The organism is Stappia sp. (genome assembly GCF_040110915.1).
In the GTDB taxonomy this organism is placed as follows: domain Bacteria; phylum Pseudomonadota; class Alphaproteobacteria; order Rhizobiales; family Stappiaceae; genus Stappia.
The window spans coordinates 3,962,264-3,985,158 of record NZ_CP157793.1; the positions used below are offsets into that span (position 1 = coordinate 3,962,264).

Annotated in this window: 21 protein-coding genes; 9 read left to right on the forward strand and 12 right to left on the reverse strand. The window is 66.5% G+C overall.

All coding sequences use genetic code 11. The annotated features are described in order from the left end of the window. Nucleotides 1-158 precede the first annotated feature (158 nt). The 3 genes from ABL312_RS17720 (at nucleotide 159) to ABL312_RS17730 (ending at nucleotide 4,183) form a co-directional block, all read left to right on the forward strand. A complete protein-coding gene (locus tag ABL312_RS17720; RefSeq protein ID WP_349358730.1) occupies nucleotides 159-1,907 on the forward strand; it encodes a heparinase II/III family protein in 1,749 nt (582 codons plus the stop codon). 139 nt (nucleotides 1,908-2,046) lie between these two features. Continuing rightward, complete coding sequence (gene purH, locus ABL312_RS17725) at nucleotides 2,047-3,663, forward strand: bifunctional phosphoribosylaminoimidazolecarboxamide formyltransferase/IMP cyclohydrolase (protein ID WP_349358731.1); 1,617 nt, start codon at nucleotides 2,047-2,049, stop codon at nucleotides 3,661-3,663. A gap of 133 nt (nucleotides 3,664-3,796) precedes the next feature. After that, nucleotides 3,797-4,183: a YkvA family protein gene (locus ABL312_RS17730; protein WP_349358732.1), complete on the forward strand. Its 387-nt coding sequence runs from the start codon at nucleotides 3,797-3,799 to the stop codon at nucleotides 4,181-4,183. A 65-nt stretch (nucleotides 4,184-4,248) separates the two neighbouring features. Here the strand turns inward: ABL312_RS17730 and ABL312_RS17735 are convergent, their stop codons facing one another. The 3 genes from ABL312_RS17735 to ABL312_RS17745 all read right to left on the reverse strand — a co-directional run bounded on the left by ABL312_RS17735 (nucleotide 4,249) and on the right by ABL312_RS17745 (nucleotide 6,863). After that, the gene (locus tag ABL312_RS17735) at nucleotides 4,249-4,776 is read right to left on the reverse strand and encodes a translation initiation factor IF-3 (protein WP_349358733.1); all 528 of its coding nucleotides are present in this window, start codon (nucleotides 4,774-4,776) and stop codon (nucleotides 4,249-4,251) included. 7 nt (nucleotides 4,777-4,783) lie between these two features. After that, the gene (gene rlmN, locus ABL312_RS17740) at nucleotides 4,784-6,034 is read right to left on the reverse strand and encodes a 23S rRNA (adenine(2503)-C(2))-methyltransferase RlmN (protein ID WP_374730145.1); all 1,251 of its coding nucleotides are present in this window, start codon (nucleotides 6,032-6,034) and stop codon (nucleotides 4,784-4,786) included. A gap of 319 nt (nucleotides 6,035-6,353) precedes the next feature. Beyond that, nucleotides 6,354-6,863, reverse strand: a complete 510-nt coding sequence (locus ABL312_RS17745; protein ID WP_349358734.1) for an invasion associated locus B family protein — start codon at nucleotides 6,861-6,863, stop codon at nucleotides 6,354-6,356. Nucleotides 6,864-7,272: 409 nt separating this feature from the next. On the opposite strand from ABL312_RS17745, the gene ABL312_RS17750 reads away from it, so the two are divergent. Next, on the forward strand, nucleotides 7,273-7,839 hold the full coding sequence (locus tag ABL312_RS17750) for a sigma-70 family RNA polymerase sigma factor (protein WP_349358735.1): 567 nt from the start codon (nucleotides 7,273-7,275) through the stop codon (nucleotides 7,837-7,839). A 233-nt stretch (nucleotides 7,840-8,072) separates the two neighbouring features. Here ABL312_RS17750 and ABL312_RS17755 read toward each other — a convergent pair whose 3' ends face one another. The 9 genes from ABL312_RS17755 to hemE all read right to left on the reverse strand — a co-directional run bounded on the left by ABL312_RS17755 (nucleotide 8,073) and on the right by hemE (nucleotide 18,420). Beyond that, entirely contained in the window at nucleotides 8,073-8,972 is a 900-nt protein-coding gene (locus ABL312_RS17755; protein ID WP_349358736.1) for a ParB/RepB/Spo0J family partition protein, read from the reverse strand. 140 nt (nucleotides 8,973-9,112) lie between these two features. Beyond that, nucleotides 9,113-9,940, reverse strand: a complete 828-nt coding sequence (locus ABL312_RS17760) for a ParA family protein (RefSeq protein WP_349358737.1) — start codon at nucleotides 9,938-9,940, stop codon at nucleotides 9,113-9,115. Beyond that, entirely contained in the window at nucleotides 9,937-10,689 is a 753-nt protein-coding gene (rsmG, locus tag ABL312_RS17765; RefSeq protein WP_349358738.1) for a 16S rRNA (guanine(527)-N(7))-methyltransferase RsmG, read from the reverse strand. Before rsmG ends, ABL312_RS17760 begins: the two co-directional genes overlap by 4 nt. Next, complete coding sequence (gene mnmG / locus ABL312_RS17770; RefSeq protein ID WP_349358739.1) at nucleotides 10,686-12,623, reverse strand: tRNA uridine-5-carboxymethylaminomethyl(34) synthesis enzyme MnmG; 1,938 nt, start codon at nucleotides 12,621-12,623, stop codon at nucleotides 10,686-10,688. Before mnmG ends, rsmG begins: the two co-directional genes overlap by 4 nt. A gap of 521 nt (nucleotides 12,624-13,144) precedes the next feature. After that, nucleotides 13,145-14,488 carry a tRNA uridine-5-carboxymethylaminomethyl(34) synthesis GTPase MnmE gene (mnmE, locus tag ABL312_RS17775; RefSeq protein WP_349358740.1) on the reverse strand — a complete coding sequence of 448 codons (1,344 nt, stop codon included), beginning with the start codon at nucleotides 14,486-14,488 and terminating at the stop codon, nucleotides 13,145-13,147. Nucleotides 14,489-14,666: 178 nt separating this feature from the next. Next, nucleotides 14,667-15,239, reverse strand: a complete 573-nt coding sequence (locus ABL312_RS17780; RefSeq protein WP_349358741.1) for a GNAT family N-acetyltransferase — start codon at nucleotides 15,237-15,239, stop codon at nucleotides 14,667-14,669. 138 nt (nucleotides 15,240-15,377) lie between these two features. Continuing rightward, on the reverse strand, nucleotides 15,378-16,643 hold the full coding sequence (gene rho / locus ABL312_RS17785; RefSeq protein ID WP_349358742.1) for a transcription termination factor Rho: 1,266 nt from the start codon (nucleotides 16,641-16,643) through the stop codon (nucleotides 15,378-15,380). 324 nt (nucleotides 16,644-16,967) lie between these two features. Next, nucleotides 16,968-17,393 carry a protoporphyrinogen oxidase HemJ gene (hemJ, locus tag ABL312_RS17790; protein WP_349358743.1) on the reverse strand — a complete coding sequence of 142 codons (426 nt, stop codon included), beginning with the start codon at nucleotides 17,391-17,393 and terminating at the stop codon, nucleotides 16,968-16,970. A gap of 7 nt (nucleotides 17,394-17,400) precedes the next feature. Further along, complete coding sequence (gene hemE / locus ABL312_RS17795; protein ID WP_349358744.1) at nucleotides 17,401-18,420, reverse strand: uroporphyrinogen decarboxylase; 1,020 nt, start codon at nucleotides 18,418-18,420, stop codon at nucleotides 17,401-17,403. A 433-nt stretch (nucleotides 18,421-18,853) separates the two neighbouring features. Between hemE and ABL312_RS17800 the strand changes: the two genes are divergently transcribed. The 5 genes from ABL312_RS17800 (at nucleotide 18,854) to dnaQ (ending at nucleotide 22,654) form a co-directional block, all read left to right on the forward strand. Then, nucleotides 18,854-19,726, forward strand: coding sequence for a pyruvate, water dikinase regulatory protein (locus ABL312_RS17800; protein WP_374730146.1), 873 nt, complete (start codon nucleotides 18,854-18,856; stop codon nucleotides 19,724-19,726). A gap of 60 nt (nucleotides 19,727-19,786) precedes the next feature. Next, nucleotides 19,787-20,383, forward strand: coding sequence for a Maf-like protein (locus tag ABL312_RS17805; RefSeq protein ID WP_349358745.1), 597 nt, complete (start codon nucleotides 19,787-19,789; stop codon nucleotides 20,381-20,383). Beyond that, entirely contained in the window at nucleotides 20,380-21,219 is an 840-nt protein-coding gene (locus ABL312_RS17810; protein WP_349358746.1) for a shikimate dehydrogenase, read from the forward strand. The genes ABL312_RS17805 and ABL312_RS17810 overlap by 4 nt, the downstream gene beginning before the upstream one ends. After that, nucleotides 21,216-21,803 (forward strand): dephospho-CoA kinase, encoded by a 588-nt coding sequence (coaE, locus tag ABL312_RS17815; RefSeq protein WP_349358747.1) that lies wholly within the window; start codon nucleotides 21,216-21,218, stop codon nucleotides 21,801-21,803. Before ABL312_RS17810 ends, coaE begins: the two co-directional genes overlap by 4 nt. A gap of 140 nt (nucleotides 21,804-21,943) precedes the next feature. Then, nucleotides 21,944-22,654, forward strand: coding sequence for a DNA polymerase III subunit epsilon (gene dnaQ / locus ABL312_RS17820; RefSeq protein ID WP_349358748.1), 711 nt, complete (start codon nucleotides 21,944-21,946; stop codon nucleotides 22,652-22,654). Nucleotides 22,655-22,895 lie beyond the last annotated feature (241 nt).

Sequence of the window (22,895 nt, forward strand, 5' to 3'; positions counted from 1 at the left end):
GCTAACCTTGATCCCCGAAACTTGTCGGGCATGCGTGGCCGGTGTCCGGTCGCGTCGCCTGTATCGCGCCCCGCGGCGAAGTCCGCCGCCAAGCCCATGGCCGGGCACGCTGTCCGGCCCCGACCCGATGCCCGCTCACCGGAGGACGTTTGACCGAGATGACGCTTTTGACGGTGGCCGAACGGGCCCGGGTGTGGCGTCTTCTCGCGCATGCGGCCTGGCAATCGGTCTTGCGATGGATTCATGGCGGCCCCCTGTTTCGCTGGAAGCCCTTCGGCGGCGCGCCCACGCGCCTGCTGATCGCGCCGCAGGACCTGCGCACCGCGGACGGAACGATTGCCGCCGACATCTACGCCGGCCGCTTCGTCTTCGCCGGTCAGCAGGCCGAGAGCTTCGGCCGCTCCGCCTTCGAGATCGAGCCCCCCTCCCCCGACTGGGCGCGTGCCCTGCACGGCTTCGGCTGGCTGCGCCATCTGCGCGCCGCGGAAACCGTCGTGGCCCGCCAGAACGCCCGCGCGCTGGTCGACGACTGGATCCGCATCTGCGGCTATTGGCACGAGACCGCCTGGGAACAGACGGTCGTCGCGCGCCGGGTGCTGGCCTGGCTGTCCCAGTCGCCGCTGATCCTCGAGGGCTGCGACCGCGAATTCTACCGGCGCTTCCTGCGCTCGCTCGCCCGTCAGGTGCGCTATCTGCGCCGCACGATGAACGAGACGCCCGACGGCGTGCCGCGTCTGGTGGCGACCATCGCGGTCGCCGCCGCCACGGTCTCCATGTCCGGTCAGGGCCGCTACGTGCGCCAAAGCCTCCGGCGGCTGGATCAGGAGCTCGCGCGGCAGATCCTGGCCGACGGCGGCCATGTCTCGCGCAACCCCTCGGCGCTCCTGGAAGTTCTTGTCGATCTCCTGCCCCTGCGCCACGCGCTGACGGTGCAGGGCCTGCCGACGTCGGGAACCGTGATGCAGTCCATCGACCGGATGATGCCGATGATCCGCTTTTTCCGGCACGGCGACGGCACTTTCGCGCATTTCAACGGCATGGGGTCGACCCCGGCCGATCTCGTCGCAACCATTCTCGCCTATGACGACGCGCGCGGCGCGCCGCCGGGCAATGCCCCGCATTCCGGCTACCAGCGCGTCACCTGCGGCGACACGGTGGTCTTGATGGACACCGGCTGCCCGCCGCCGCCGACGCTCAGCCAGACCGCCCATGCGGGCTGCCTGTCATTCGAGATGTCGTCGCGGCGCACGCGGCTGATCGTCAATTGCGGCGTGTCGCAAAGCGACCGCGGCACCTGGCGCATGGTGTCGCGCGCCACCGCAGCCCATTCCACCGCGACCCTCGACGACACCTCCTCGGCGCGCTTCCTGCCCGACACCCGCTATCGGTGGTGGCTCGGCACGCCGATCGTGTCGGGCCCTAGCCACGTGCCGGTGGAGCGTCAGGACACGGCCGATGGCACCCGCGTCGTCGCCAGCCACAACGGCTACGAGGACAGCCATCGCGTCATTCACGAGCGCGAGCTGCGCCTGTCGGCGGACGGCACGCTGCTGGAGGGCGTCGACCGCTTCTCGAGCCTCGCCAAGGCCGGCCGCGCCTGCGAGTTCGCCGTGCGGTTCCATCTGCACCCGGCGGTCAAGGCGAGCAGCATCGGCGGCGGCTCGGCCGTGTTGCTGGTCACGCCGGATGGCGAGGCCTGGGAGTTCGCGGCACCGGGATGCGAGACGGCGATCGAGGAATCCATCTATCTTTCCGACGGCTACGGCCACCGGCGCAGCGAACAGATCGTCCTTTACGGCCGCATCCAGCATCGCCCCGAGGTGAGCTGGCAGTTCAGCCGCACCGCCACGGCGAAAACGGCCCGCAAACGCGTCAGCGATGCGTCGGCCGCCGAACTCGACCTGTGATCCTGCGCGGCCGGTGATACGACGCGGTCCAGCGGCGATTTTGAGCCACTGCGCATAAGGTCGGCTTCCGGTTCCGGGAACTTCGTGCTAGGCCCCGTTTCCGTCTCAGTTTCCCCAAGAAAGCCGAAGGAAGCTCCACATGGCCGTGGCGTCGAAGCGCATTCCCGTTCCCGATCTGGTTCCGGTTCGCCGGGCCCTTCTGTCCGTGTCCGACAAGACCGGCCTGATCGACTTCGCCACGGCACTGGCCGCGCGCGGCATCGAACTGGTCTCCACCGGCGGAACGCGCGCCGCGCTTGCCGAGGCGGGGCTTGCCGTGCGCGACATCTCCGATGTCACCGGCTTTCCCGAGATCATGGACGGGCGGGTCAAGACGCTGCATCCGGCGGTGCACGGCGGCCTGCTGGCGATCCGCGACGACGCGGAGCATCAGGCGGCGATGGCCGCGCACGGGATCGCCGGCATCGACCTCGTCTGCGTCAATCTCTACCCCTTCGAGGACACGGTCGCGTCGGGCGCCGATTTCGCCACGGCCATCGAGAATGTCGACATCGGCGGCCCGGCGATGACCCGTGCGGCCGCCAAGAACCACGCCTATGTCACCATGGTCAGCGACCCGGCCGATTATGCGTCCGTGCTCGAGGCGCTCGCGACCCACGACGGACAGGTGCCGCTCGAGCTGCGCCGTCGCCTGGCGCAAAAGGCCTTCGCCCGCACCGCGGCCTATGACGCCGCCGTGTCGAACTGGTTTGCCGGCGAACTAAACGAGCCGGCGCCCGCCCATGTGGCCTTCGGCGGCACGCTCGCCTCGGTGATGCGCTACGGCGAGAACCCGCACCAGCGGGCCGGCTTCTACACGACGCCGGAGCGCCGCTTCGGTGTGGCCACCGCCCGCCAGCTTCAGGGCAAGGCGCTGTCCTACAACAACATCAACGACACGGATGCGGCCTTCGAGCTGGTCAGCGAGTTCGACCCGGCCATCGCGCCGGCGGTCGCCATCATCAAGCACGCCAACCCCTGCGGCGTGGCGCTGGGGCAAAGCCTCGCCGACGCCTATGCGCAGGCGCTCGCCTGCGATCCGGTGTCGGCCTTCGGCGGGATCGTGGCGCTCAACGCCCCCCTGGACGCCGAAGCCGCGACCGAGATCGTCAAGATCTTCACCGAGGTGATCATCGCGCCCGAGGCAACCGAGGAAGCGCGCGCCATCGTCGCGGCCAAGAAGAATCTTCGGCTGCTGGTCACCGGCGGCCTCGCCGACCCCCGGGCCCCGGGACGGATCGTGAAATCGGTCGCCGGCGGGCTTCTGGTGCAGGATCGCGACACGGGCGTCGTCGACGATCTCGACCTCAAGGTGGTGACGAAACGCGCGCCGAGCCCGCAGGAACTGGCCGACCTCAAGACCGCCTTCCGCATCGCCAAGCACGTCAAGTCGAACGCCATCGTCTATGTGAAGGACGGGGCGAGCGCGGGCATCGGCGCCGGGCAGATGAGCCGGCTCGACAGCGCCCGCATCGCCGCGCAGAAGGCCCGCGACGCCGCCGAGGCCGCCGGATGGGACCATCCGCGCACGATCGGCTCGGCCGTTGCCTCGGATGCCTTCTTCCCCTTCGCCGACGGGCTGCTGGCGGCGGCCGACGCCGGTGCCACGGCCGTTATCCAGCCGGGCGGATCGATGCGGGACGAGGAGGTGATCGCCGCCGCCGACGAGGCGGGCCTCGCCATGGTGCTCACCGGCATGCGACATTTTCGCCATTGACCCCCTCCCCGCATGAATCGGGGGCTTTCCGCTTTTGAAATCGGCGTGTCACCTCCCCACATTACGCTGTGGCAGGCTGGGAGACACGCCGACGCGGGATCGCCCCGCGGGCAAGGGTGGGAGGACCCCGCACATGCGAGCAGAGTATGAGCAGTTCGGCTTCACATCCGGAGCCGAGGGACCCGACGAGGCCGAGACGCGCCGCGTCAAGGCGCGGATCTTCGATGTCGCGCGCAAGGCCGCCAGCCAGATCCCCTTCATGGAGGATGTGATCGCGGCCTATTACTGCGCGCTCGATCCGGCGACGCCGGCGCGGGTTCGCGGGGCGATCTTCGCCGCGCTGGCCTATTTCGTCATGCCGATGGACATGATCCCCGACGTGATGTTCGGCGTCGGCTTCAGCGACGACGCCAGCGTGCTGCTGGGCGTGCTCGCCATGGTCCGCGCCCACGTGCGGGACGAGCATGTCGAGGCGGCCCGCACGGCCCTGCGCAGGGATCGGCGCGCTTCCGCAGCCTGAGGCCGCCCGCTCCGGGGTCCGGCAGCAAGACGCATTCGAGGAAAGACTCAAGGCTCCGACGGGCGTCAGCGCGCGCCGGAGGATGGTGGTGTGTCGTTGCCGTGTGCGCCCGTGCGTGCGGTCGCGTCGCGGTCCTCCAGAGGAGCGCCCGCGTCCCGGGACCGCCGCCAGCCGCCCGCCTGCCGTCCGGCGATCAGCCAATAGACAAACCCGGCGACAAAGCCGGCGGCGGCCGCGACGACGGAGCCCGGGGCAAGCCCGCCGCTGCCCGGTGCGACGCTCTGCGCATCGCCGGCGCTCCACACGCCCACCGCGATGAGGCCGGCCGCCGCGAGATGCACGGTGATGCCGCGCAGCCGGAAGATCTCCGTTGCGCAGACGGCGATCAGCGCGGGCACGAAGGTCACCCCGCCGATCACGCTCGCCGAAACGAGACCGGTGCCGACCGTCGCCCCGAAACCGACCGGATCGCTCTGCGGATCGAGGGCCTGAAACAGACCGAAGGCAAGAAAGATCCCCGCCGCGAGAAAGGCGGCGATCAGGCCGACCACGATGCGGATCGTCTGCGCGAGAACGGCGCCGGCGTCGATCATCGCGCCATCAGCCGCCGGCCGACGACAGGGCGGAGCGCGCCGCATCCGTTTCCAGCGCCTTGCGCTCGCGCGCGCGGACCTTCTCGGACTCGGACTTGAGCTGGCCGCAGGCGGCGAAAATGTCGCGCCCGCGCGGCGTGCGGATCGGCGAGGCGTAGCCCGCCCGATTGACCACATCGGCGAAGGCCTCGATCTGCTCCCAGTCGGAGCATTCGTAGGCCGAGCCGGGCCAGGGGTTGAACGGGATCAGGTTGATCTTCGCCGGGATGCCCTTGAGCAGCCGCACCAGATCCCGCGCCTCGGCGAGACTGTCGTTCACGCCCTTGAGCATCACATATTCGAAGGTGATACGCCGGGCGTTGTTGAGCCCGGGATAGGCGCGGCAGGCGTCGAGAAGCGCCGCGATGTTCCACTTCTTGTTGATCGGCACGAGTTCGTCGCGCAGATCGTCGCGCACCGCATGCAGGGAGATCGCCAGCATGCAGCCGATCTCGGACCCCGTGCGCTCGATCATCGGAACCACGCCCGACGTGGACAGGGTGATTCGGCGCTTGGACAGCGACAGCCCCTCGCCGTCGGAGGCGATCAGCAGGGCCTTCTTGACGTTGTCGAAATTGTAGAGCGGCTCACCCATCCCCATCATCACGATGTTGGTGACGAGGCGGCCTTCGCTCGGAACGGCCGCGCCCTCCGGTGTTTCGCCCCTGGGGAAATCGCCCAGCCGGTCGCGCGCGATCAGCACCTGCGAGAGGATCTCCTCCGCCGTCAGATTGCGCACCAGCCGCTGCGTGCCCGTATGGCAGAAGGTGCAGGTGAGCGTGCAGCCGACCTGCGAGGAAACGCAAAGCGTGCCCCGGCCCTCTTCCGGAATATAGACCGTTTCCACCTCGACCGGCCGCCCGGCGCCGCGCGACGGAAAGCGAAACAGCCACTTGCGGGTGCCGTCGTTGGAGATCTGTTCGGACACGATCTCCGGGCGCGCGATGGTGAAGGCACGCTCCAGATCGGCCCGCAGCCCCTTGGAAACATTCGTCATCTCCGAGAAGTCGGAGATGCCGCGCACATAGAGCCAGTGCCAGAGCTGGGCGACGCGCATGCGCCGCTGGCGCTCGGGAACGCCGATGCTGGCCAGCGCTTCCGCCAGCTCGGCGCGATCCAATCCGATCAGCGACGGCATCTCGGCCGCCCCGTCGGCGGGCGGGCGCGGGGCCGCTTTGCGGGCGGGCGTGACGTCACGGTCGGTTTCGGTCAGGCTCATGTCTCGGGACCATCCTTTGTGCGGGTCGCCGGCACGCCGTGCACCGCAGGTCGAACGTATCGAGCGATGGCCGTCCGGCACCCCGGTATCCGGCGTATCGGCGTCTGGCGCATTGGCGCCCCGCCTACGCGACACACGTCCCCCGCTCGATTTCCAGCGGTCGCAAGACCGCGAAGACGCGGGCCATGGCCGGCGCGGCAACGGCAAAAGGCGGTGACCGTCGCCACCGCCTCGCTCGATATCGTGGATATAACGTATCTGACGCGGATTGCGAGTCCCCTCAATCGGGGATTTCAGGCGGGGATCGCCGCCGGCCCGCCTAGCGGCAGGCGGTGTCCGCCGCGCCAATCGCCGCCGTCACGCCGGACAGCGAGAACGTATAGGTGGTCTGCGTGCCCCGCGCGGAAACGCCGGAGACGACCAGCTCGCGCCCGGCCTTCATGGCCGCGACGAGTTCACGTTCCTGGGCCGCATTGCGGACCCACGCGCCGTCGTTGTTCGTGAACATCACGAATTTCTTGCCGTCCACGTCGAGCGCGACTGACGATCCTTCCCGGAAGGAATAACCCACGATCACGCTGGGTTCGTTCGCGACATTTTCGCCCGGGCGGTTCGACACGAAAAAGAACACATCTCCGTGATTTCGGTCCGTCGGGGCGAGTTTCGTTGGCTTCGACAGCGCATAACACACCTTGCCCTTGGCACCGCCATAGGAATAGGTCGCCCAGGCATTGTGCTGGCTGATCAAGGCAGGCGTTTGCGCAGATGCTGCCACGCTGGTGAAAGCAAGTGCGAGAAGGGCCGGAATAAGCGTTCGTGCCTGCATCATCTCCTAACCGCTACTGCTCCTGTTGAATTTGAGTCGAACGTGGTGCGTCCGCATTACCTTGCCTTAAGCATACTGCGCGGCAAGTTACGAAAGGGTTGATGGCCGGAAATTCCCGGCCGCGGGTTGACCTGTGTCTTTCGTGAACGGGGCACGCTGCTGATAAAATTCAGGCGAGAGTGTGACATTCCCGAAATGGCGGGAAAATCCAAAAGACTATTGACGCGGGCATGGCGAGCGGGCTGTTGTGGCGCGACGGGCGCGGCTGCATCGCTCTTGCGTCGCCGTGCAAGGCCGGGCTCTCACGCGGCCGACCCGGGCGGAACCGAGTGCTCCGCGATGCGCCTTCGGCGGCTCCGAAACACGAATGCGGCGCACACGCCGACCAGGATTGGGTGAGGCTTCTTCAAGCGTGGCAACGTCAGACCCCTTTTCAGACCTGATCGTCCGGGTCGCAGAGCAGCGCGACAAGACGGCGTTCGCGGCGTTGTTCGATCATTTCGCGCCGCGCCTGAAGGCCTATCTCATGCGTCTGGGCGCCGATGCCGCGACGGCGGAAGAACTCACCCAGGAGGTCATGATCACGCTCTGGCGCAAGGCGTCGCTCTTCGATGCCCGCCGCGCGACAGCGGCCACCTGGCTTTTCCGCATCGCGCGCAACCGCCGCATCGACGCGTTGCGCCGCGACCGCTCCGCGCTGCTCGACGCCGAGGACCCGAGCCTGCGTCCCGCCGCGCCGGAGGATCAGGACGACGAACTCGATGCGCGCCTGCGCGAGGATCGCGTCCGCGAAGCGCTCACCGCCCTGCCCGAGGAGCAACGCGAGCTCATTCGCCGCGCGTTCTTCGCCGGCCTCTCGCACAGCCAGATCGCCGATGAGACGGGCCTGCCCTTGGGCACGGTGAAATCCCGCATCCGGCTTGCCTTCACGCGTCTGCGACGCATTCTGGAGGCCGACGAGGCCGTCGATATCGAGTAAAGCGACTGGGGTTCCGGAGAAACGGTCCCTCGCCGTCCCGTCCGATACCGGGCCAGTCTGATTCCGGCATCCCGGTCACGGGCCTTCCGGCGCGCGATTGCGTCAATTTGTCGCGGACTTGCGCAGTATCACACCCGACTGTGCGGGCGAAGACGACATGAAACCTGTCCGGACCCGGGGCCCGTCGACCTCACATCCCGCAACGCGCTCGCCGGCTGAAACGAAGGCTGGCGTCAGCTCGCGACCCCGAGCAAACGGCAGATCTCGTCGAGCTGCTCGACCGAGGCATAGCGGATCTTCAGTTCGCCGGAGCCCTTCTCGGGCTTGTGGGCGATCGCGATCTTCAGACCGAGCGTATCGGTGAGCCGCTTCTCCAGCGCCCGCGTGTCCGCGTCCTTTTCCGGCCTGTCAGTGCCCGAGGCTTTCGTCTTCTTCGCGAAGGCGTCCGGGTCCTGCGCGAGCCTCTCGGCCTCGCGCACATTCAACCCCTTTTCAAGGATCAGCTCGGCCAGCGCCGCTGGGTCCTCGGCCGTGATCAGCGCCCGCGCATGGCCGGCCGTCAGCAGCCCTTCGGCCAGATAGTCCTTCACGGGGTTGGGCAGCTTCAGCAGGCGCAGCGTGTTGGCCACATGGCTGCGGCTCTTGCCGATCACCTTGGCCAATTCGCTCTGGCTGTAGGAAAACTCCTGCACGAGCTGATCGTAGCCGAGCCCCTCCTCGATCGGATTGAGGTCGGCGCGCTGGACGTTCTCGATGATCGCCAGCTCGAGCGCTTCCTGATCGGTGACCTCGCGAATGACCACCGGCACCAGATGGATGCCCGCCCGCTGCGCGGCGCGCCAGCGGCGCTCGCCGGCGATGATCTCATAGGCGTTGTCGCGATCCGCGACGGGGCGCACCAGGAGCGGCTGCACGATGCCCTTCTCGCGCACCGAGTTGGTGAGATCCTCGAGATCGGCCTCGGTGAAATTCTTGCGCGGGTTGCGGGGGTTGGCTGTCAGATGCTCGATCGGAACCCGGCGCGTGTCGCGCGGCGGACGCGGATCGGCCGGCGGCTCGGTGCCGACCTCGCCGATGAGCGCCGCGAGCCCGCGGCCAAGTCGCTTCTTCTTCCCACTGTCCTCTTCAGACATGCCCATGTCACCCGTTGTCGCGCGTGTGGGCCTGGCCCCACGCGTCTTTGCTTACGTTCAGGTCAGACCTTGTGTCGCGGTCAGATGCCCCGGGCAGATGCCCCCGGGGCCGTTTGTCGTTGCGCAGGCGAATCGACCCGTCAGGCCGCGACACCGCGCAGGGCCCGCTCGCGCTGGATGATTTCCGAGGCGAGCCGCAGGTAGGCCTGGCTGCCCGAGCACTTCAGGTCGTAGAGAAGCGCCGGCTTGCCATAGGAGGGCGCCTCCGACACGCGCACATTGCGCGGGATGATCGTCTCGTAGACCGCATCGCCCATGGTCTCGCGCACATCCGCCACAACCTGATTCGACAGGTTGTTCCGGCTGTCGAACATCGTCAGCACGATGCCGTGGATCGACAGTTGCGGGTTCAGGGCCGCCTTTACCTGCTCCACCGTGTTGAGCAACTGGCTGAGACCCTCGAGCGCGAAGAACTCGCACTGCAGGGGCACGAGGATGGAATGCGACGCGGTCAGCGCGTTGATGGTGAGCAGGTTGAGCGAGGGCGGACAGTCGATCAGCACATAGGTGAAATCGAAACTGTGATCGTAACGGTCCTGCTCCGCCAGATCCGACAGCGCATTGCGCAACCGTTGGGCGCGATCCGAGGCGGAGGCGATTTCCAACTCCACACCGAGAAGATCCATCGTCGACGGGGCGAGCCACAGTCGCGGCACGTCAGTGTCCTGGATCATTTCGGACAAAGAACACTCACCCGTCAAAACGTCGTAGGTGGACAACTCGCGCGCATTGCGGTCGATGCCGAGGCCCGTCGAGGCATTGCCCTGCGGGTCGAGATCGACGACCAGCACGCGTTCGCCGATGGCGGCCAGCGCCGTGCCGAGATTGATGGCCGTGGTCGTCTTGCCGACGCCGCCCTTCTGATTGGCGAGCGCAAGAACGCGCGGCATTTGCGGAAGGCTGCTCATCCGGATCTAACCTTTCCCTGTCGTGCTCCTGTCGCGCCAAGCGGCCGGATATCGGAGAGGAGCAGAATCCGGCTGTCGGGATCGATGAGGCTTTCTTCTTCTATCAGATCGAAGGCCCAGGCGTGAGACGCTTGCGTGACCTCCTCGCGGAAATTTCGCCCTTTGTGGAAAATGGCCCGCGCGCCGGCGGCGGAAAACGGGGCCGCGAAGCCGCACAGCGTCTCCAGATCGGCCAGCGCCCGGGCGGTCACGACATCGACCGTCGCGTCCTCCGCTCCCTCTCCCGTTCCCTCTCCAAACCCTTCGCCCCGGCGCGCGGCAAAGGCCTCGATGCGCTCGGCATGCACCGTCGCCGGACATCCGGTCTCGCGGATCACCGTGCGCAGGAAGGCCGCCTTGCGCTGATTGCTTTCCACCAGATGCACATGGGCGGCGGCGAAGAACGGGTCTTCGGCCCGTCGCTCCATCAAGAGACAGGCGATCACGACCCCCGGAAACCCGGCCCCGCTGCCGAAATCAACGAAGGTTCGCGCGCGCTCCACATGCCGCATGACCTGAAGACTGTCGGCCACATGCCGCCGCCAGACGTCGCCAAGGGTCGAGGGCGCCACCAGGTTCTGCGCCCGCTGCCAGCGCAGGAGCAGATCCACATGCGTTTTCAGGCGCTCTTCTGTTTCACGTGAAACGGGGAAAACCCCGTGCAGAACCTGGGGACCGTCGTGGATATCCACGCGCGCGGGCCGACTCATGCCGCCGCTCCCCGGTCCGTGCCGCCATTTGGAGCACCGCCCGACGCCGCGTTTCGCGTCGTGCCCTTGCGCCGCACATGGGACAGAAGCAGGCCGAGCGCCGCCGGCGTCACGCCATCGATGCGGCTTGCCTGGCCGAGCGTTTCGGGCCGAACGGCCTCCAGCTTCTGGCGCGCCTCGTTCGACAGACCCTTCACCAGCGCATAATCCAGATCGACCGGAAGGATCAGCGCCTCGTCGCGCCGCAGCGCCTCGATGTCGGCGCTCTGTCGTGCCAGATACACCGCATAAAGCGCATCGATCGCGACCTGATCCGCGATCCTGCGATCCATCGCGGCGATCTCCTCCGGCCAGACCCGCGACAGCATGTCCAGATCGATGTCGGGATAGGACAGGAGATCGAAGGCCGAACGGCGCACGCCGTCCTGATTGATCGGCAGGCCGGCCCGCCGCCCCTGCTCCGGCGTGACCTGCAAGGCCTTCAGCCGAGCTTCGGTGTCCGCGAGCGCAGCCTGTTTCGTTTCGAAGGCGACTCGACGCGCCGCCCCGACGCAGCCGAGCGCAAGACCGAGCGGCGTCAGGCGCTGATCCGCATTGTCGGCTCGCAGCGACAGCCGATACTCCGCGCGCGAGGTGAACATGCGATAGGGCTCCGAGATGCCGCAGGTGACCAGATCGTCGATCATGACGCCGAGATAGCCCTGATCGCGCCCGAAGACCGCCGCCTCGCGACCGCCCACCTGCAACGCCGCGTTCAGCCCCGCCACGAGACCTTGCGCGGCTGCTTCCTCATATCCGGTCGTGCCGTTGATCTGACCGGCGAGGAACAGCCCCGCGACCCGCCGGGTTTCCAGCGTCCGCCTCAACTCGCGCGGATCGATGTGATCGTATTCGATGGCGTAGCCGGGCTTGAAGATCTCCACCCGTTCCAGACCGGGAATCGTGCGCAGGAAGGCATGCTGCACCTCCTCGGGAAGCGACGTCGAGATGCCGTTGGGATACACGGTCGGATCGTCCAGCCCTTCCGGCTCCAGAAAGATCTGATGCCCGTCGCGATCCCCGAAGCGGACCACCTTGTCCTCGATGGAGGGACAGTAGCGCGGCCCCTGCCCGGTGATCTCGCCGGAGTACATCGCCGAGCGGTTCAGATTGTCGCGAATGAGGTCGTGCGTCGCCGGCGTCGTGCGGGTGATGAAGCAGGAGATCTGCGGCGTGTCGATCTTGGTCGTCAGCGTGGAAAAAGGTTCCGGATCCGAATCGCCGGGCTGTTCCGCCAGTGCGTCCCAGTCGATGGTCGCCCCGTTCAACCGCGCCGGCGTGCCGGTCTTCAGCCGTCCCAGCGCGAACCCATGGGCCAGCAGCGACTCCGACAGACGCACCGCCGGCGTCTCCCCGTCGCGCCCCGCCGGGATCTGCCGGTCGCCGATATGGATCACGCCGCGCAAGAAGGTGCCCGTGGTGAGCACCACCGCCCCGGCGCGGATCTCGCGACCGTCCGCCAGCCGAACCCCGGTCACCCGGCCCTCCGACACCACAAGCTCGGCCGCCTCGCCTTCCACCACGTCGAGGCCGCGGGTTTCGCGGATCGCCTCCTGCATCGCAGCCCGGTAGAGCTTGCGGTCGGCCTGCGCGCGCGGCCCACGCACCGCCGGTCCCTTGCGCCGGTTGAGCAGGCGGAACTGGATCCCGGCCCGATCCGCGACGCGGCCCATCAACCCGTCGAGCGCGTCCACCTCGCGCACGAGATGCCCCTTGCCGAGACCCCCGATCGCCGGATTGCAGGACATGATCCCGATGGTCTCGAACCGATGCGTGAGCAGAACCGTGTCGGCCCCGAGCCGCGCGCTCGCGGCCGCGGCTTCGCAGCCGGCATGACCGCCGCCGATCACCACGACATCCGCCGTCGATTGTCTATCGCCGTCCCAGGTTCGCATTCTCGCCAGTCCACATTGTCCGTCGCGGGCCTCGCCCGTCGGCCCGTTTCTCGCCGCCACGCAAAACGCTCCACCTCGCGTCCGCCAGGCAGACCCTCTTGCACCAGGTCCACATGCGGCAGACCATGGGCAGAGCGCCGTTGCTCGCGACTGTAAAGCGATTCCAGGTCTGCCGGGAGATCCAATCCCTGCGCATGCGGAAGGACACAGGCGTCACCACTCGGCCCCGCACCGCGCCTCTGCCACTCTCGTGATACCGGAAAGCCTATACTGGAATGGCGTGTACCGGTCAAAACGATCCCGCCGAAGCGCGCTCCGGTCGGTTATGCCAATCCTGTCGCAGACCAAGGCAAGGGCCTGCCAGTGCCCCATCGGGCACACCGCCGCCCGCGCTCCCGGTTGCGGCGGTTTCTGGGTCTCGAGCGCGCCCGACGGATGAAAACTCACGGTCGTTCCGCAGGAGTCTTCATAACGGTTTTGAATCGAGCCCCGGACTCCGGTGTTTCACGTGAAACGCTCGTTTACTTCCCGATACAAAATTCGCGGAAAATCACGTCCAACATATCCTCGACGCCGATGCGCCCGGCGATACGACCGAGCGCATCCGCCCCCTGACGGAGATCTTCCGCCCTCAGCTCCAACGGACGATCCCCCGCCTCCGCTCGGGTAAGCGCCGCCGCCGCATCTTCCAGATGATGGCGATGCCGTGCCCGAGTCGCCACCGGGTCCTCTCGCAGACCGAGCCGCGTTTCCGCGAAGGCCCCGATCGCATCGATGAGATCCCCGATGCCGGAACCTGTCTTCACCGAGATCCGATGGCCAGCGTCCGACACCTCCCCTCGCGCCGATCCCTCGGATTGCAAATCCGACTTCGTGCCAACAATCCAGACATCGGTTTCGGGCCCGAATCCAAGATCCGCAACCGTCTTCGCGTCGACAGGATCGGCCGGCTCGCTCAGCAGCAAAACGAGATCCGCCGTCCGCGCCCGGGCAAGTCCCCGGCGAATTCCCTCCCGCTCCACCAGACCCGTCGCCTCGCGGACCCCGGCCGTATCCACCAGCGTGACCGGGTATCCGCCAAGATCGAGATGCACTTCGATCACGTCCCGAGTGGTTCCGGCCTCCTCCGTCACGATGGCCACATCGCGCCGGGCGAGCGCATTCAGAAGGCTCGATTTGCCCGCATTGGGCTTGCCGACGAGCGCGACCTGCAGGCCCTCGCGCAGGCGTTCGGCCGCCTTCGCGGCCGTAAGATGCGCCGCGATCTCGCGCCCGAGCGCGGCCACATCGCTCCAGATCCGATCCGAGACCGCGCCCGGCACATCCTCTTCCTCCGCGAAATCGAGCTCCGCCTCGATCATCGCGCGGGCGCGCAGCAACCGGCTCCGCCAGGCATCGTAGATCCGCCCCAGATCGCCGCCCAGCTGCCGGACCGCCTGCCGGCGCTGCGCCTCCGTATCCGCATTGATCAGATCGGCCAACGCCTCGGCCTGCAGCAGATCCAGGCGGTCGTTGTCGAAGGCGCGCCGGGTGAACTCCCCGGCCTCGGCAGGCCGGCATCCTTCGATCGACCCCAGAACCTCGAGCACCCGGGCCACGACGGCCCGCCCGCCATGGCACTGAAGTTCGACCACGTCTTCACCGGTGAAGCTCCCGGGAGCCGGAAACCACAAGACCAGCGCTTCGTCCAGAACCTCTCCAGACCGTGGATCAAGAAGCCGGCGCACTTGAGCCTGTCTCGCGTCGGGCATCCGCTGGCAAATCGTTTCGAGGACGAATCGCGCCCTTGGACCGGACACGCGGATCACCGCAACGCCGCTCGGCACCGCGCCGCTCGACAAGGCGTAGATGGTCTGGGCGCGCATGTCTGTCCTTCCTCCTGTTCGCGAGCACCGGTTGGCAACCCTGGCCTCCTGGCCGACCCGCCTTCCCCCGCTTCGCGGTCCCGCCGGTTGCTATCACCGGCCCTCGGGACCGACGGGCGGGCTTCTTGACGGATTTCTTGTCCGTTTCACGTGAATCCGCCTGCGGCGGCCGGACCCCTTACACCCGCGCCCGCCACGCATCCCCGCTCAGCCGATAGAGCACATGGCGCCGCAGGGGGTGTCCCGTCTCAAGAGCCGGATGATCGAAGTCGTCGTGCGGATCGTGGCGCATGCCGAGACGCTCCATCACCCGGCGCGAGTTCCGGTTTTCAACGGTGGTGAAGGACACGATTTCGGTAAGGCCGAGGGTTTCGAAGCCGAATCGAAGCCAGGCTCGCGCACCTTCGCTCGCATAGCCGTGTCCCCAGGCCGAGCGTGCCAGCCGCCATCCGATCTCGACACAGGGTCCAAAGGGCATTTCGGGTTCCGGGACATTGAGCCCGACGAAACCGATCACCCGGCCTTGACCTTTCTCCACCGCCGGGCGGAAACAGATCCCCCGCTCCGCTTCCCGCTGCCGCGCGCGGGTCAGGAGCGCATCGCTGTGCGCCCTGTCCAGCACCGCCGGAAAGTAGCGCATGACCTCCGGGTCCGCATTGATCTCGGCGAGAACGTCATAGTCGCTGTCCCGCCAGGGGCGCAGGATCAGCCGCTCGGTCTCGATCACGGGGGGCGTTGCATGGGTCGTCATGGTGTCGGTCCGTTGCGATCCCGAATCGGATCGGATTCACGTGAAACACATCCGGACATGCAAACACCCGCAAGGGGCTCTTGCGGGTGTTCCACGTGAATCCGTTCTCCCGCCTGACGGCGGGGCGTCACACCCGCGTCAGGTGTTCATGGAATCGAAGAAATCGTCGTTCGACTTGGTCTGGCGCAGCTTGTCGAGCAGGAACTCGATGGCATCGACGGTTCCCATCGGATTGAGGATCCGGCGCAGGACGAACATCTTCTTGAGCTGCACCGGCTCGATGAGAAGCTCTTCCTTGCGCGTTCCGGACCGCTGGATATCGATGGCCGGGAACACTCGCTTGTCGGAGATCTTGCGGTCGAGAATGATCTCGGAATTGCCGGTGCCCTTGAACTCCTCGAAGATCACCTCGTCCATGCGGCTGCCGGTGTCGATCAGGGCCGTCGCGATGATCGTCAGCGAACCGCCTTCCTCGATGTTACGCGCCGCGCCGAAGAAGCGCTTCGGACGCTGCAGCGCGTTGGCGTCGACACCGCCGGTCAGCACCTTGCCCGACGACGGCACGACGGTGTTGTAGGCCCGGCCGAGACGCGTGATCGAATCCAGCAGGATAACGACGTCGCGTCCGTGTTCGACCAGGCGCTTGGCCTTCTCGATCACCATCTCCGCGACCTGGACGTGGCGCACCGCGGGCTCGTCGAAGGTCGACGACACGACCTCGCCGTTCACCGTGCGCTGCATGTCCGTGACTTCTTCCGGGCGCTCGTCGATCAGGAGAACGATCAGATAGCATTCCGGATGATTGGTCGTGATCGACTTGGCGATGTTCTGGAGGAACACGGTCTTGCCGGTGCGCGGCGGGGCGGTGATCAGCGCGCGCTGTCCCTTGCCGAGCGGCGCGACGAGATCGATGACCCGCGCCGAGAAGTCCTTGATGGTCGGATTCTCGACCTCCATCTTGAACCGCTCGTCGGGATAGAGCGGCGTCAGATTGTCGAAGTGAACCTTGTGGCGCGCCTTGTCCGGATCCTCGAAATTGATCTTGTTGACCTTCAGCAGCGCGAAATAGCGCTCGCCTTCCTTCGGACTGCGGATCTCTCCCTCGACGGTGTCGCCGGTGCGCAGCGAGAAGCGGCGGATCTGCGACGGCGAGATGTAGATGTCATCCGGCCCGGGCAGATAGTTCGCATCCGGCGAGCGCAGAAACCCAAACCCGTCCTGCAGAACTTCGACGACGCCTTCTCCGATGATTTCCACGTCCTGAACGGCGAGTTGCTTGAGGATCGCGAACATCAATTCCTGCTTTCGCATGGTGCTCGCGTTTTCGACCTCGTGCTCTTCCGCAAAGGAAAGCAGTTCGGTAGGCGTTTTGACCTTGAGGTCCGAGAGTTTCATTTCCCGCATGGGCTGAGAATGGTCTTCTTCTGGAGTGAACTGGATGCAGGTGATCCAATTGGCCGGTCAGTGGGCCAGGGATCGCTTCGAAAGGATGGAATTATCTGCGGGTGGGGAGCCGATGCATGGGGCTCGGCCTGGTCTTCGCTTGGGTCGACGGTCGATTCGAAAACCATACCCGCAGGATCGAAGATTGGCGGAATGTACAGAGTCGTTCACGCGAAGGCAAGTGCATTCGCCGAATGGCGCAATAACACCCAGGTGCAATTGGTCGCAGTCACTTGCATGTCTTCGATCCGACCCGACGCTACGAGATCGGGCCGGATCGAAATCTCAAAAGGGTTTGATCACCACCAGAATGACGATCACCACCATCAGGAGGGTCGGCACCTCGTTGACGATCCGGTAGTGGCGGTGGCTCTTCGTGTTCGCATCGCTGGCGAACACGCGCACACAGCGGGCGAGATAGCCATGGTAGCCGCTCATCGCGAGCACCAGCGCGAGCTTGGCGTGGAACCAGCCGTCGCGCAGGAAGCCGCCCTCCCAGGCCACCCAGAGCCCGAAGATCCAGCTCGAGATCATGGCCGGCGTCATGATCGCCTTGAGCAGGCGCCGCTCCATGATCTTGAAGGTCTCGCTCTGCTGCGTGCCCGCCTCGGTCTCCGCGTGATAGACGAACAGCCGCGGAAGGTAGAACAGCGCCGCCATCCAGGCGATCACCGACATGATGTGCAGCGCCTTGAGCCAGAGATAGAGCATCCCGCGCCTAGCCCCGCGGGTCCGGGGTGTTGCGCACGCGCTCGATCATCCGCGCCACATTGTCCGGATCGGCATCCGGGGTAACGCCATGGCCAAGATTGAAGATCAGCGGCCCGTCGCCCAGCGTCTTCAACACACTGTCGACGCCCTCCATCAGCGCGTCGCCGCCGGCCACCAGCCGCATCGGATCGAGGTTGCCCTGCACGGGCACCATCTTCTGGACGTCGCGGGCAAGCGCGCCCGGCACCGTCCAGTCGAGACCGACCGCATCCACGCCGGTGCGCGCCACGTAATGGGCGAGACGCGCCGCCGAAGCCTTGGGGAAGCCGATCACCTTGGCGCCCGGCACCGCCGCCTTCACGCCGGCAACGATCCGCGCGGTCGGTTCGATCGACCAGCGCTCGAAGCCCGCGTCGTCCAGCACGCCGGCCCAGGTGTCGAAGATCTGGACCGCATCCGCTCCGGCGCGCAATTGCCGCGTCAGATAGTCGATGGAGGCCGTGACAAGCTGATCGATGAAGGCCTGCATCAGATCCGGATCGCGATAGGCGCCGACCCGCGCCACTGTCTGGTCCTGTGTCGTGTGGCCCGCAACCGAGTAGCACGCCACCGTCCACGGCGCGCCGCAAAAGCCGAGCAGCGTGGTCTCCTCGGGGAGTTCGGCGCGCAGCCGGCGCACGGTCTCGATGACCGGATCGAGGTGACCGACCGCGCGGCTCTGGTCGAGATTATCGACGAGCTCGGCCCGCAAGGGCTCCAGCCGCGGTCCCTTCCCCTCCTCGAACCAGACCGGATATCCGAGCGCATCGGGCACGACGAAGATATCGGAGAACAGGATCGAGGCGTCGAACCCGTAGCGTCGGATCGGCTGAAGCGTCACCTCCGTCGCGAGATCCGTGTCGTAGCAAAATTCCAGAAAATTAACCTTCTTTGAACGAACTTCCCTGTACTCAGGAAGGTAGCGGCCCGCCTGACGCATCATCCAGATTGGGGGCGGCCAGAGCCGATCTCCCTCGAGCACCTTCATGACCCGTCGTGAAGCGGTCTGAGACACGAACACCCCCTAAAAAAGAAAAGAATCCTGAAAAGAGGATTCTGTTGTTTTTGATTGGCACTGGACAACCGGGATTGGCGATTGTCGACTCCTGTCCACATGACTCATCCACGCCGCACCTGTCGAGGGGTTTTGCGTGAAAAGCATCTTCCGCCAACCGTTGAGAACCCGAATCGATGTGATTGGTCAGACGCTTGGCGCTTCGTTAACTGTTTGTTAACTTTTAAGGCGCGGTGGGACAAGCTGGGGATCGGTTCACAACAACCGTTTCGTCCCCGATTCAAGCAGCGCTTTCGGCTCCGTCTCGCGCGTCGCTGTGAAGTGTTGATGGATTTCGCGCTTCGGGGAGGAAAACCGGCCGACCGCTCGACGATCCCCAGACGGACGCGATCTTTGAACAGCAGATATGTGTCACGGGGATAACAGCTTGGGTAAATCGCGTAACTTCTTCCACCTGCATCTGGTTTCGGACTCGACCGGCGAAACCCTGATGACCGTGGCGCGCGCCGCGACGGCGCAATACGAGGACGTCCAGTCGATCGAGCATGTCTATCCGCTGGTGCGCTCGGCCGCGCAGCTGGAACGGGCGATCACCGAGATCGAGACGGCACCGGGCATCGTGCTTTACACGCTGGTCGATGCCGAGCTCGCCGAGCGGCTGGAACAGGCGGGGCGCAAGCTCGGCGTGCCCTGCGTCAACATTCTCTCGCCGGTCTTCGCGGTCTTTCAGTCCTATCTCAATGTGCAGCTCACGGGCCGGATCGGCGGCCAGCATGCGCTCGACGCGGATTACTTCGAGCGCATCGAGGCACTGAACTTCACCATGATGCATGACGACGGGCAGATCCCGGAGGATCTCGACGAGGCCGACGTCGTGCTGCTCGGCGTCAGCCGCACGTCGAAGACACCGACCTGCATCTATCTCGCCAATCGCGGCATCAAGGCCGCGAATATCCCGATCGTTCCCGACATTCCCTTGCCGCATCAGCTTGACCGTCTGAAGCGGGCGATGGTGGTGGCGGTCATCGCATCGGTGGAGCGGATCCAGCAGGTGCGTCAGAATCGCATCCTGGCGCTGAACGCGGCGAATTTCGCCAATGAAACCTACGTCGACCGCCGGGCCATCGCGCGGGAGATCTCCACCACGCGCAAGCTTTGCGCCGAACGCGGCTGGCCGGTCATCGACGTGACGCGGCGCTCCATCGAGGAGACGGCGGCGGAGATCATGAGCCTCTACCGGGCGCACAAGAGCGCGCTGGAAAACCCGACGTCGGCCTGATATCGCGAGGGGGTGCCGGATGGCGCAGCCCTTCCCGACCCCTTGCTCCGGACCGTGACGATGACCCACCTTGTTCTCGCCAGCGGCAGCCGCATCCGCGCGGATCTTCTGCGCAACGCCGGCCTCGCCTTCGACATCGACCCCGCCGACGTCGACGAACGCGCCATCGAGGCGCCCCTGCTGGAGAGCGGCTTCGCCCCGGCAGACATCGCCCAGGTGCTGGCCGAGGCCAAGGCGCAATCGGTCAGCGAACGCCGGCCCGGGGCGCTCGTTCTCGGTGCCGACCAGGTGCTGGAATTCGAGGGCGCGCGTCTCACCAAGCCCGACGACATGGAAGCGGCCCGCCGTCAGCTTCTTGCCATGTCGGGCAAGGAGCACGCCCTGCATTCCGCCGCGGCCCTGGCGCGCGACGGCGAGACGTTGTGGCGGACGGTCGCGACCGTGCGGCTGACCATGCGTCCCTTCGGTCCGGAATTCGTCGGCCGTTATCTTGCGAAGGCGGGCAATGCGGCGCTCTCAAGCGTCGGTGCCTATCAGCTGGAAAGCGTGGGCGTGCAGCTTTTCGACAAGATCGATGGCGACTATTTCACCGTGCTCGGCCTGCCGCTCTTGCCGCTTCTGGCCGAACTGCGGGCCCGCGGGGAGATCGAGGCATGAGCCGCCGGGCCGCGATCACGGGCTATCCGGTGGCGCATTCGCGCTCGCCGCTCATTCACGGACACTGGCTGAAGACCCACGGCATCGACGGCGCCTATGAGCGTATCGCCGTGAAGCCGGAGGAGGCGGAGGCCTTCTATCGCGGGTTCGGCGACAGCGGCCTCGTCGGATGCAATGTCACCGTGCCGCACAAGGAGATCGCCGCGCAATGCTGCGACCGGCTGGAGGAAACCGCGCGGATCATGGGCGCGGCCAACACGCTTTGGCTGCAGGACGATGGCACGCTCGTCGGCGACAACACCGACGGTCTCGGCTTTCTCGGCAATCTCGACCAGCAGGCGCCGGGATGGGATGAGGATGTGTCGTCCGCGCTCGTTCTCGGCGCGGGCGGTGCGGCGCGGGCGATTGTCTGGGCGTTGCTGTCGCGCGGTGTGAAAACCGTGATGATCGCCAACCGGACAGCCGAAAAGGCCAAGGCGCTCGCCAGCCGTTTCGCGCCCGACTCGATTGCCGTTGCCTGGGGAGATATACCAGATCTCCTGGGGAAAACGGACTGTCTGGTGAACACCACGTCGCTTGGCATGACGGGCCAACCGCCGCTCGATCTCGATCTGGCACCGCTGAAATCCGGCGCCCTGGTGACCGATATCGTCTATGCGCCGCTGGAGACGCCGCTGCTCGGCGAGGCCCGCGCGCGCGGGCTTCGCACGGTGGACGGGCTCGGCATGCTGCTGCATCAGGCCGTGCCGGGCTTCGAGCGCTGGTTCGGGGTGCGGCCGCAGGTGACGGACGAATTGCGCCGGCTGGTGCTGGCCGATCTCGGGCTCGCGGAATGATCGTCGTCGGGCTGACCGGGTCCATCGGCATGGGCAAATCGACCACGGCGGCGATGTTCGCGCGCGCGGGCGCCGCCGTCTACGACGCGGATTCCGCCGTCCACGCGCTTTATCGCGGAGCGGCCGCGCCGAAGATCGAGGCGGCCTTTCCCGGGACGGTTGTCGACGGGGTCGTCGACCGCAAGGCACTCGGTGCGCAGGTGATCGGCAAGCCGGAGGCGATGGCGCGGCTGGAGGCCATCGTCCATCCGCTGGTGCGCGGCTCGGAAGAGGCGTTTCTCGAAGCCGCCCGTGCCTCCGCCGCGCGGGTGGCGGTCCTGGATATTCCGCTGCTGTTCGAAACCGGGGGCGCGGCGCGCGTGCACGCAAGCGTCGTGGTGACGGCCTCGGCCGAGGTGCAGCGCGCCCGCGTGCTCGCCCGGCCCGGCATGACGGAAGACGCTTTCGCGGCCATCCTGGCAAAGCAGATGCCGGATGCGGACAAGCGTCGCCGCGCGCATTTTCTGGTCGATACGGGCCACGGGCTCGACATGGCGCGGCGCAGCGTCGCCGCCATCCTGCGCGCGCTTTCCGCGCTCGCCTGACGGAGGCTCGCGCAACTCCGCCGCGCCGGCGGAACTGGGGAAAAGCGGTGCGTGCCGGGGATGGCCGGGCGCCGACGTCTTGAGTCCCGGGCAGCCGCGCGGGACACTTGCGCTGCAGTCCGCGCCTTCGAGGAGACATCATGCGCCGCGAAATCGCCTTCGACACCGAAACCACCGGCCTCGATCCGAAGAACGGGGACCGGCTGGTCGAGATCGGCGGCGTCGAGCTGATCAATCACGTGCCGACCGGGCGCACCTATCACGTCTATCTCAATCCGGAACGCGACGTGCCGATCGAGGCCTTCAACGTGCATGGTCTGTCGAGCGAATTTCTCGCCGACAAGCCGAAGTTCGCGGATGTGGCACGGGAGTTTCTCGACTTCGTGGCCGATGCGGTGCTGGTCATTCACAACGCCGCCTTCGACATGGGCTTCATCAACATGGAGCTGGCGCGCGTCGGGCTCGACCCGATCCCCGAGGTGCAGGTGCTCGATACGCTGGCAATCGCCCGGCGCAAGCATCCCGGTTCGCCCGCCTCGCTGGACGCCCTGTGCAATCGCTACGGGATCGACAATTCGCGGCGCACGAAACACGGGGCGTTGCTGGACTCCGAGATCCTGGCGGAAGTCTATATCGAGCTGATCGGGGGCAAGCAGGCGGGCCTCGCCTTCGCCAGCGAGGGCGGCGACGACGCCGCGTCCTATGCGAGCCAGACGCCGGCGCGCCGCGGTCCGGCGCGGGCCCGCCCGGTCCCGCTCGTCCCCCGGCTGAGCGCATCGGAGCGCGAAGCGCATCGCGCCTTCATCGGAGATCTCCCGGACGGCGGCCTCTGGGCGACATACGACGGCTGACTCGCGCGCGGGAGATGCCCCGCGCTACGTCGGACGGGCATCGCCGACTGACCTTTGAAGCGCCTGCGTTTCAGGGGAGTTTAGCGGTTTTCGGGACGGGCGTGATCCGTCGCCGCGCAGGGCGGCCGCGTCCCTCACCTGTCACGCAAAGCGTGCGGACGGACGCGGAAACCGCTCTTCCCGTTTGAGAAATCGGATTGTAGATGCGATCAGCGCTCTTTCTGGGGCCCGGTCAATCCGG

Bases quoted from the DNA above. Each gene is read 5' to 3' on its own strand.
- ABL312_RS17720 (WP_349358730.1), top strand. From the start codon at position 159: ATGACGCTTTTGACGGTGGCCGAACGGGCCCGGGTGTGGCGTCTTCTC.
- purH (WP_349358731.1), top strand. From the start codon at position 2,047: ATGGCCGTGGCGTCGAAGCGCATTCCCGTTCCCGATCTGGTTCCGGTT.
- ABL312_RS17730 (WP_349358732.1), top strand. From the start codon at position 3,797: ATGCGAGCAGAGTATGAGCAGTTCGGCTTCACATCCGGAGCCGAGGGA.
- ABL312_RS17735 (WP_349358733.1), bottom strand. From the start codon at position 4,776: ATGATCGACGCCGGCGCCGTTCTCGCGCAGACGATCCGCATCGTGGTC.
- rlmN (WP_374730145.1), bottom strand. From the start codon at position 6,034: ATGAGCCTGACCGAAACCGACCGTGACGTCACGCCCGCCCGCAAAGCG.
- ABL312_RS17745 (WP_349358734.1), bottom strand. From the start codon at position 6,863: ATGATGCAGGCACGAACGCTTATTCCGGCCCTTCTCGCACTTGCTTTC.
- ABL312_RS17755 (WP_349358736.1), bottom strand. From the start codon at position 8,972: ATGTCTGAAGAGGACAGTGGGAAGAAGAAGCGACTTGGCCGCGGGCTC.
- ABL312_RS17760 (WP_349358737.1), bottom strand. From the start codon at position 9,940: ATGAGCAGCCTTCCGCAAATGCCGCGCGTTCTTGCGCTCGCCAATCAG.
- rsmG (WP_349358738.1), bottom strand. From the start codon at position 10,689: ATGAGTCGGCCCGCGCGCGTGGATATCCACGACGGTCCCCAGGTTCTG.
- mnmG (WP_349358739.1), bottom strand. From the start codon at position 12,623: ATGCGAACCTGGGACGGCGATAGACAATCGACGGCGGATGTCGTGGTG.
- mnmE (WP_349358740.1), bottom strand. From the start codon at position 14,488: ATGCGCGCCCAGACCATCTACGCCTTGTCGAGCGGCGCGGTGCCGAGC.
- ABL312_RS17780 (WP_349358741.1), bottom strand. From the start codon at position 15,239: ATGACGACCCATGCAACGCCCCCCGTGATCGAGACCGAGCGGCTGATC.
- rho (WP_349358742.1), bottom strand. From the start codon at position 16,643: ATGCGGGAAATGAAACTCTCGGACCTCAAGGTCAAAACGCCTACCGAA.
- hemJ (WP_349358743.1), bottom strand. From the start codon at position 17,393: ATGCTCTATCTCTGGCTCAAGGCGCTGCACATCATGTCGGTGATCGCC.
- hemE (WP_349358744.1), bottom strand. From the start codon at position 18,420: ATGAAGGTGCTCGAGGGAGATCGGCTCTGGCCGCCCCCAATCTGGATG.
- ABL312_RS17800 (WP_374730146.1), top strand. From the start codon at position 18,854: ATGTGTCACGGGGATAACAGCTTGGGTAAATCGCGTAACTTCTTCCAC.
- ABL312_RS17805 (WP_349358745.1), top strand. From the start codon at position 19,787: ATGACCCACCTTGTTCTCGCCAGCGGCAGCCGCATCCGCGCGGATCTT.
- ABL312_RS17810 (WP_349358746.1), top strand. From the start codon at position 20,380: ATGAGCCGCCGGGCCGCGATCACGGGCTATCCGGTGGCGCATTCGCGC.
- coaE (WP_349358747.1), top strand. From the start codon at position 21,216: ATGATCGTCGTCGGGCTGACCGGGTCCATCGGCATGGGCAAATCGACC.
- dnaQ (WP_349358748.1), top strand. From the start codon at position 21,944: ATGCGCCGCGAAATCGCCTTCGACACCGAAACCACCGGCCTCGATCCG.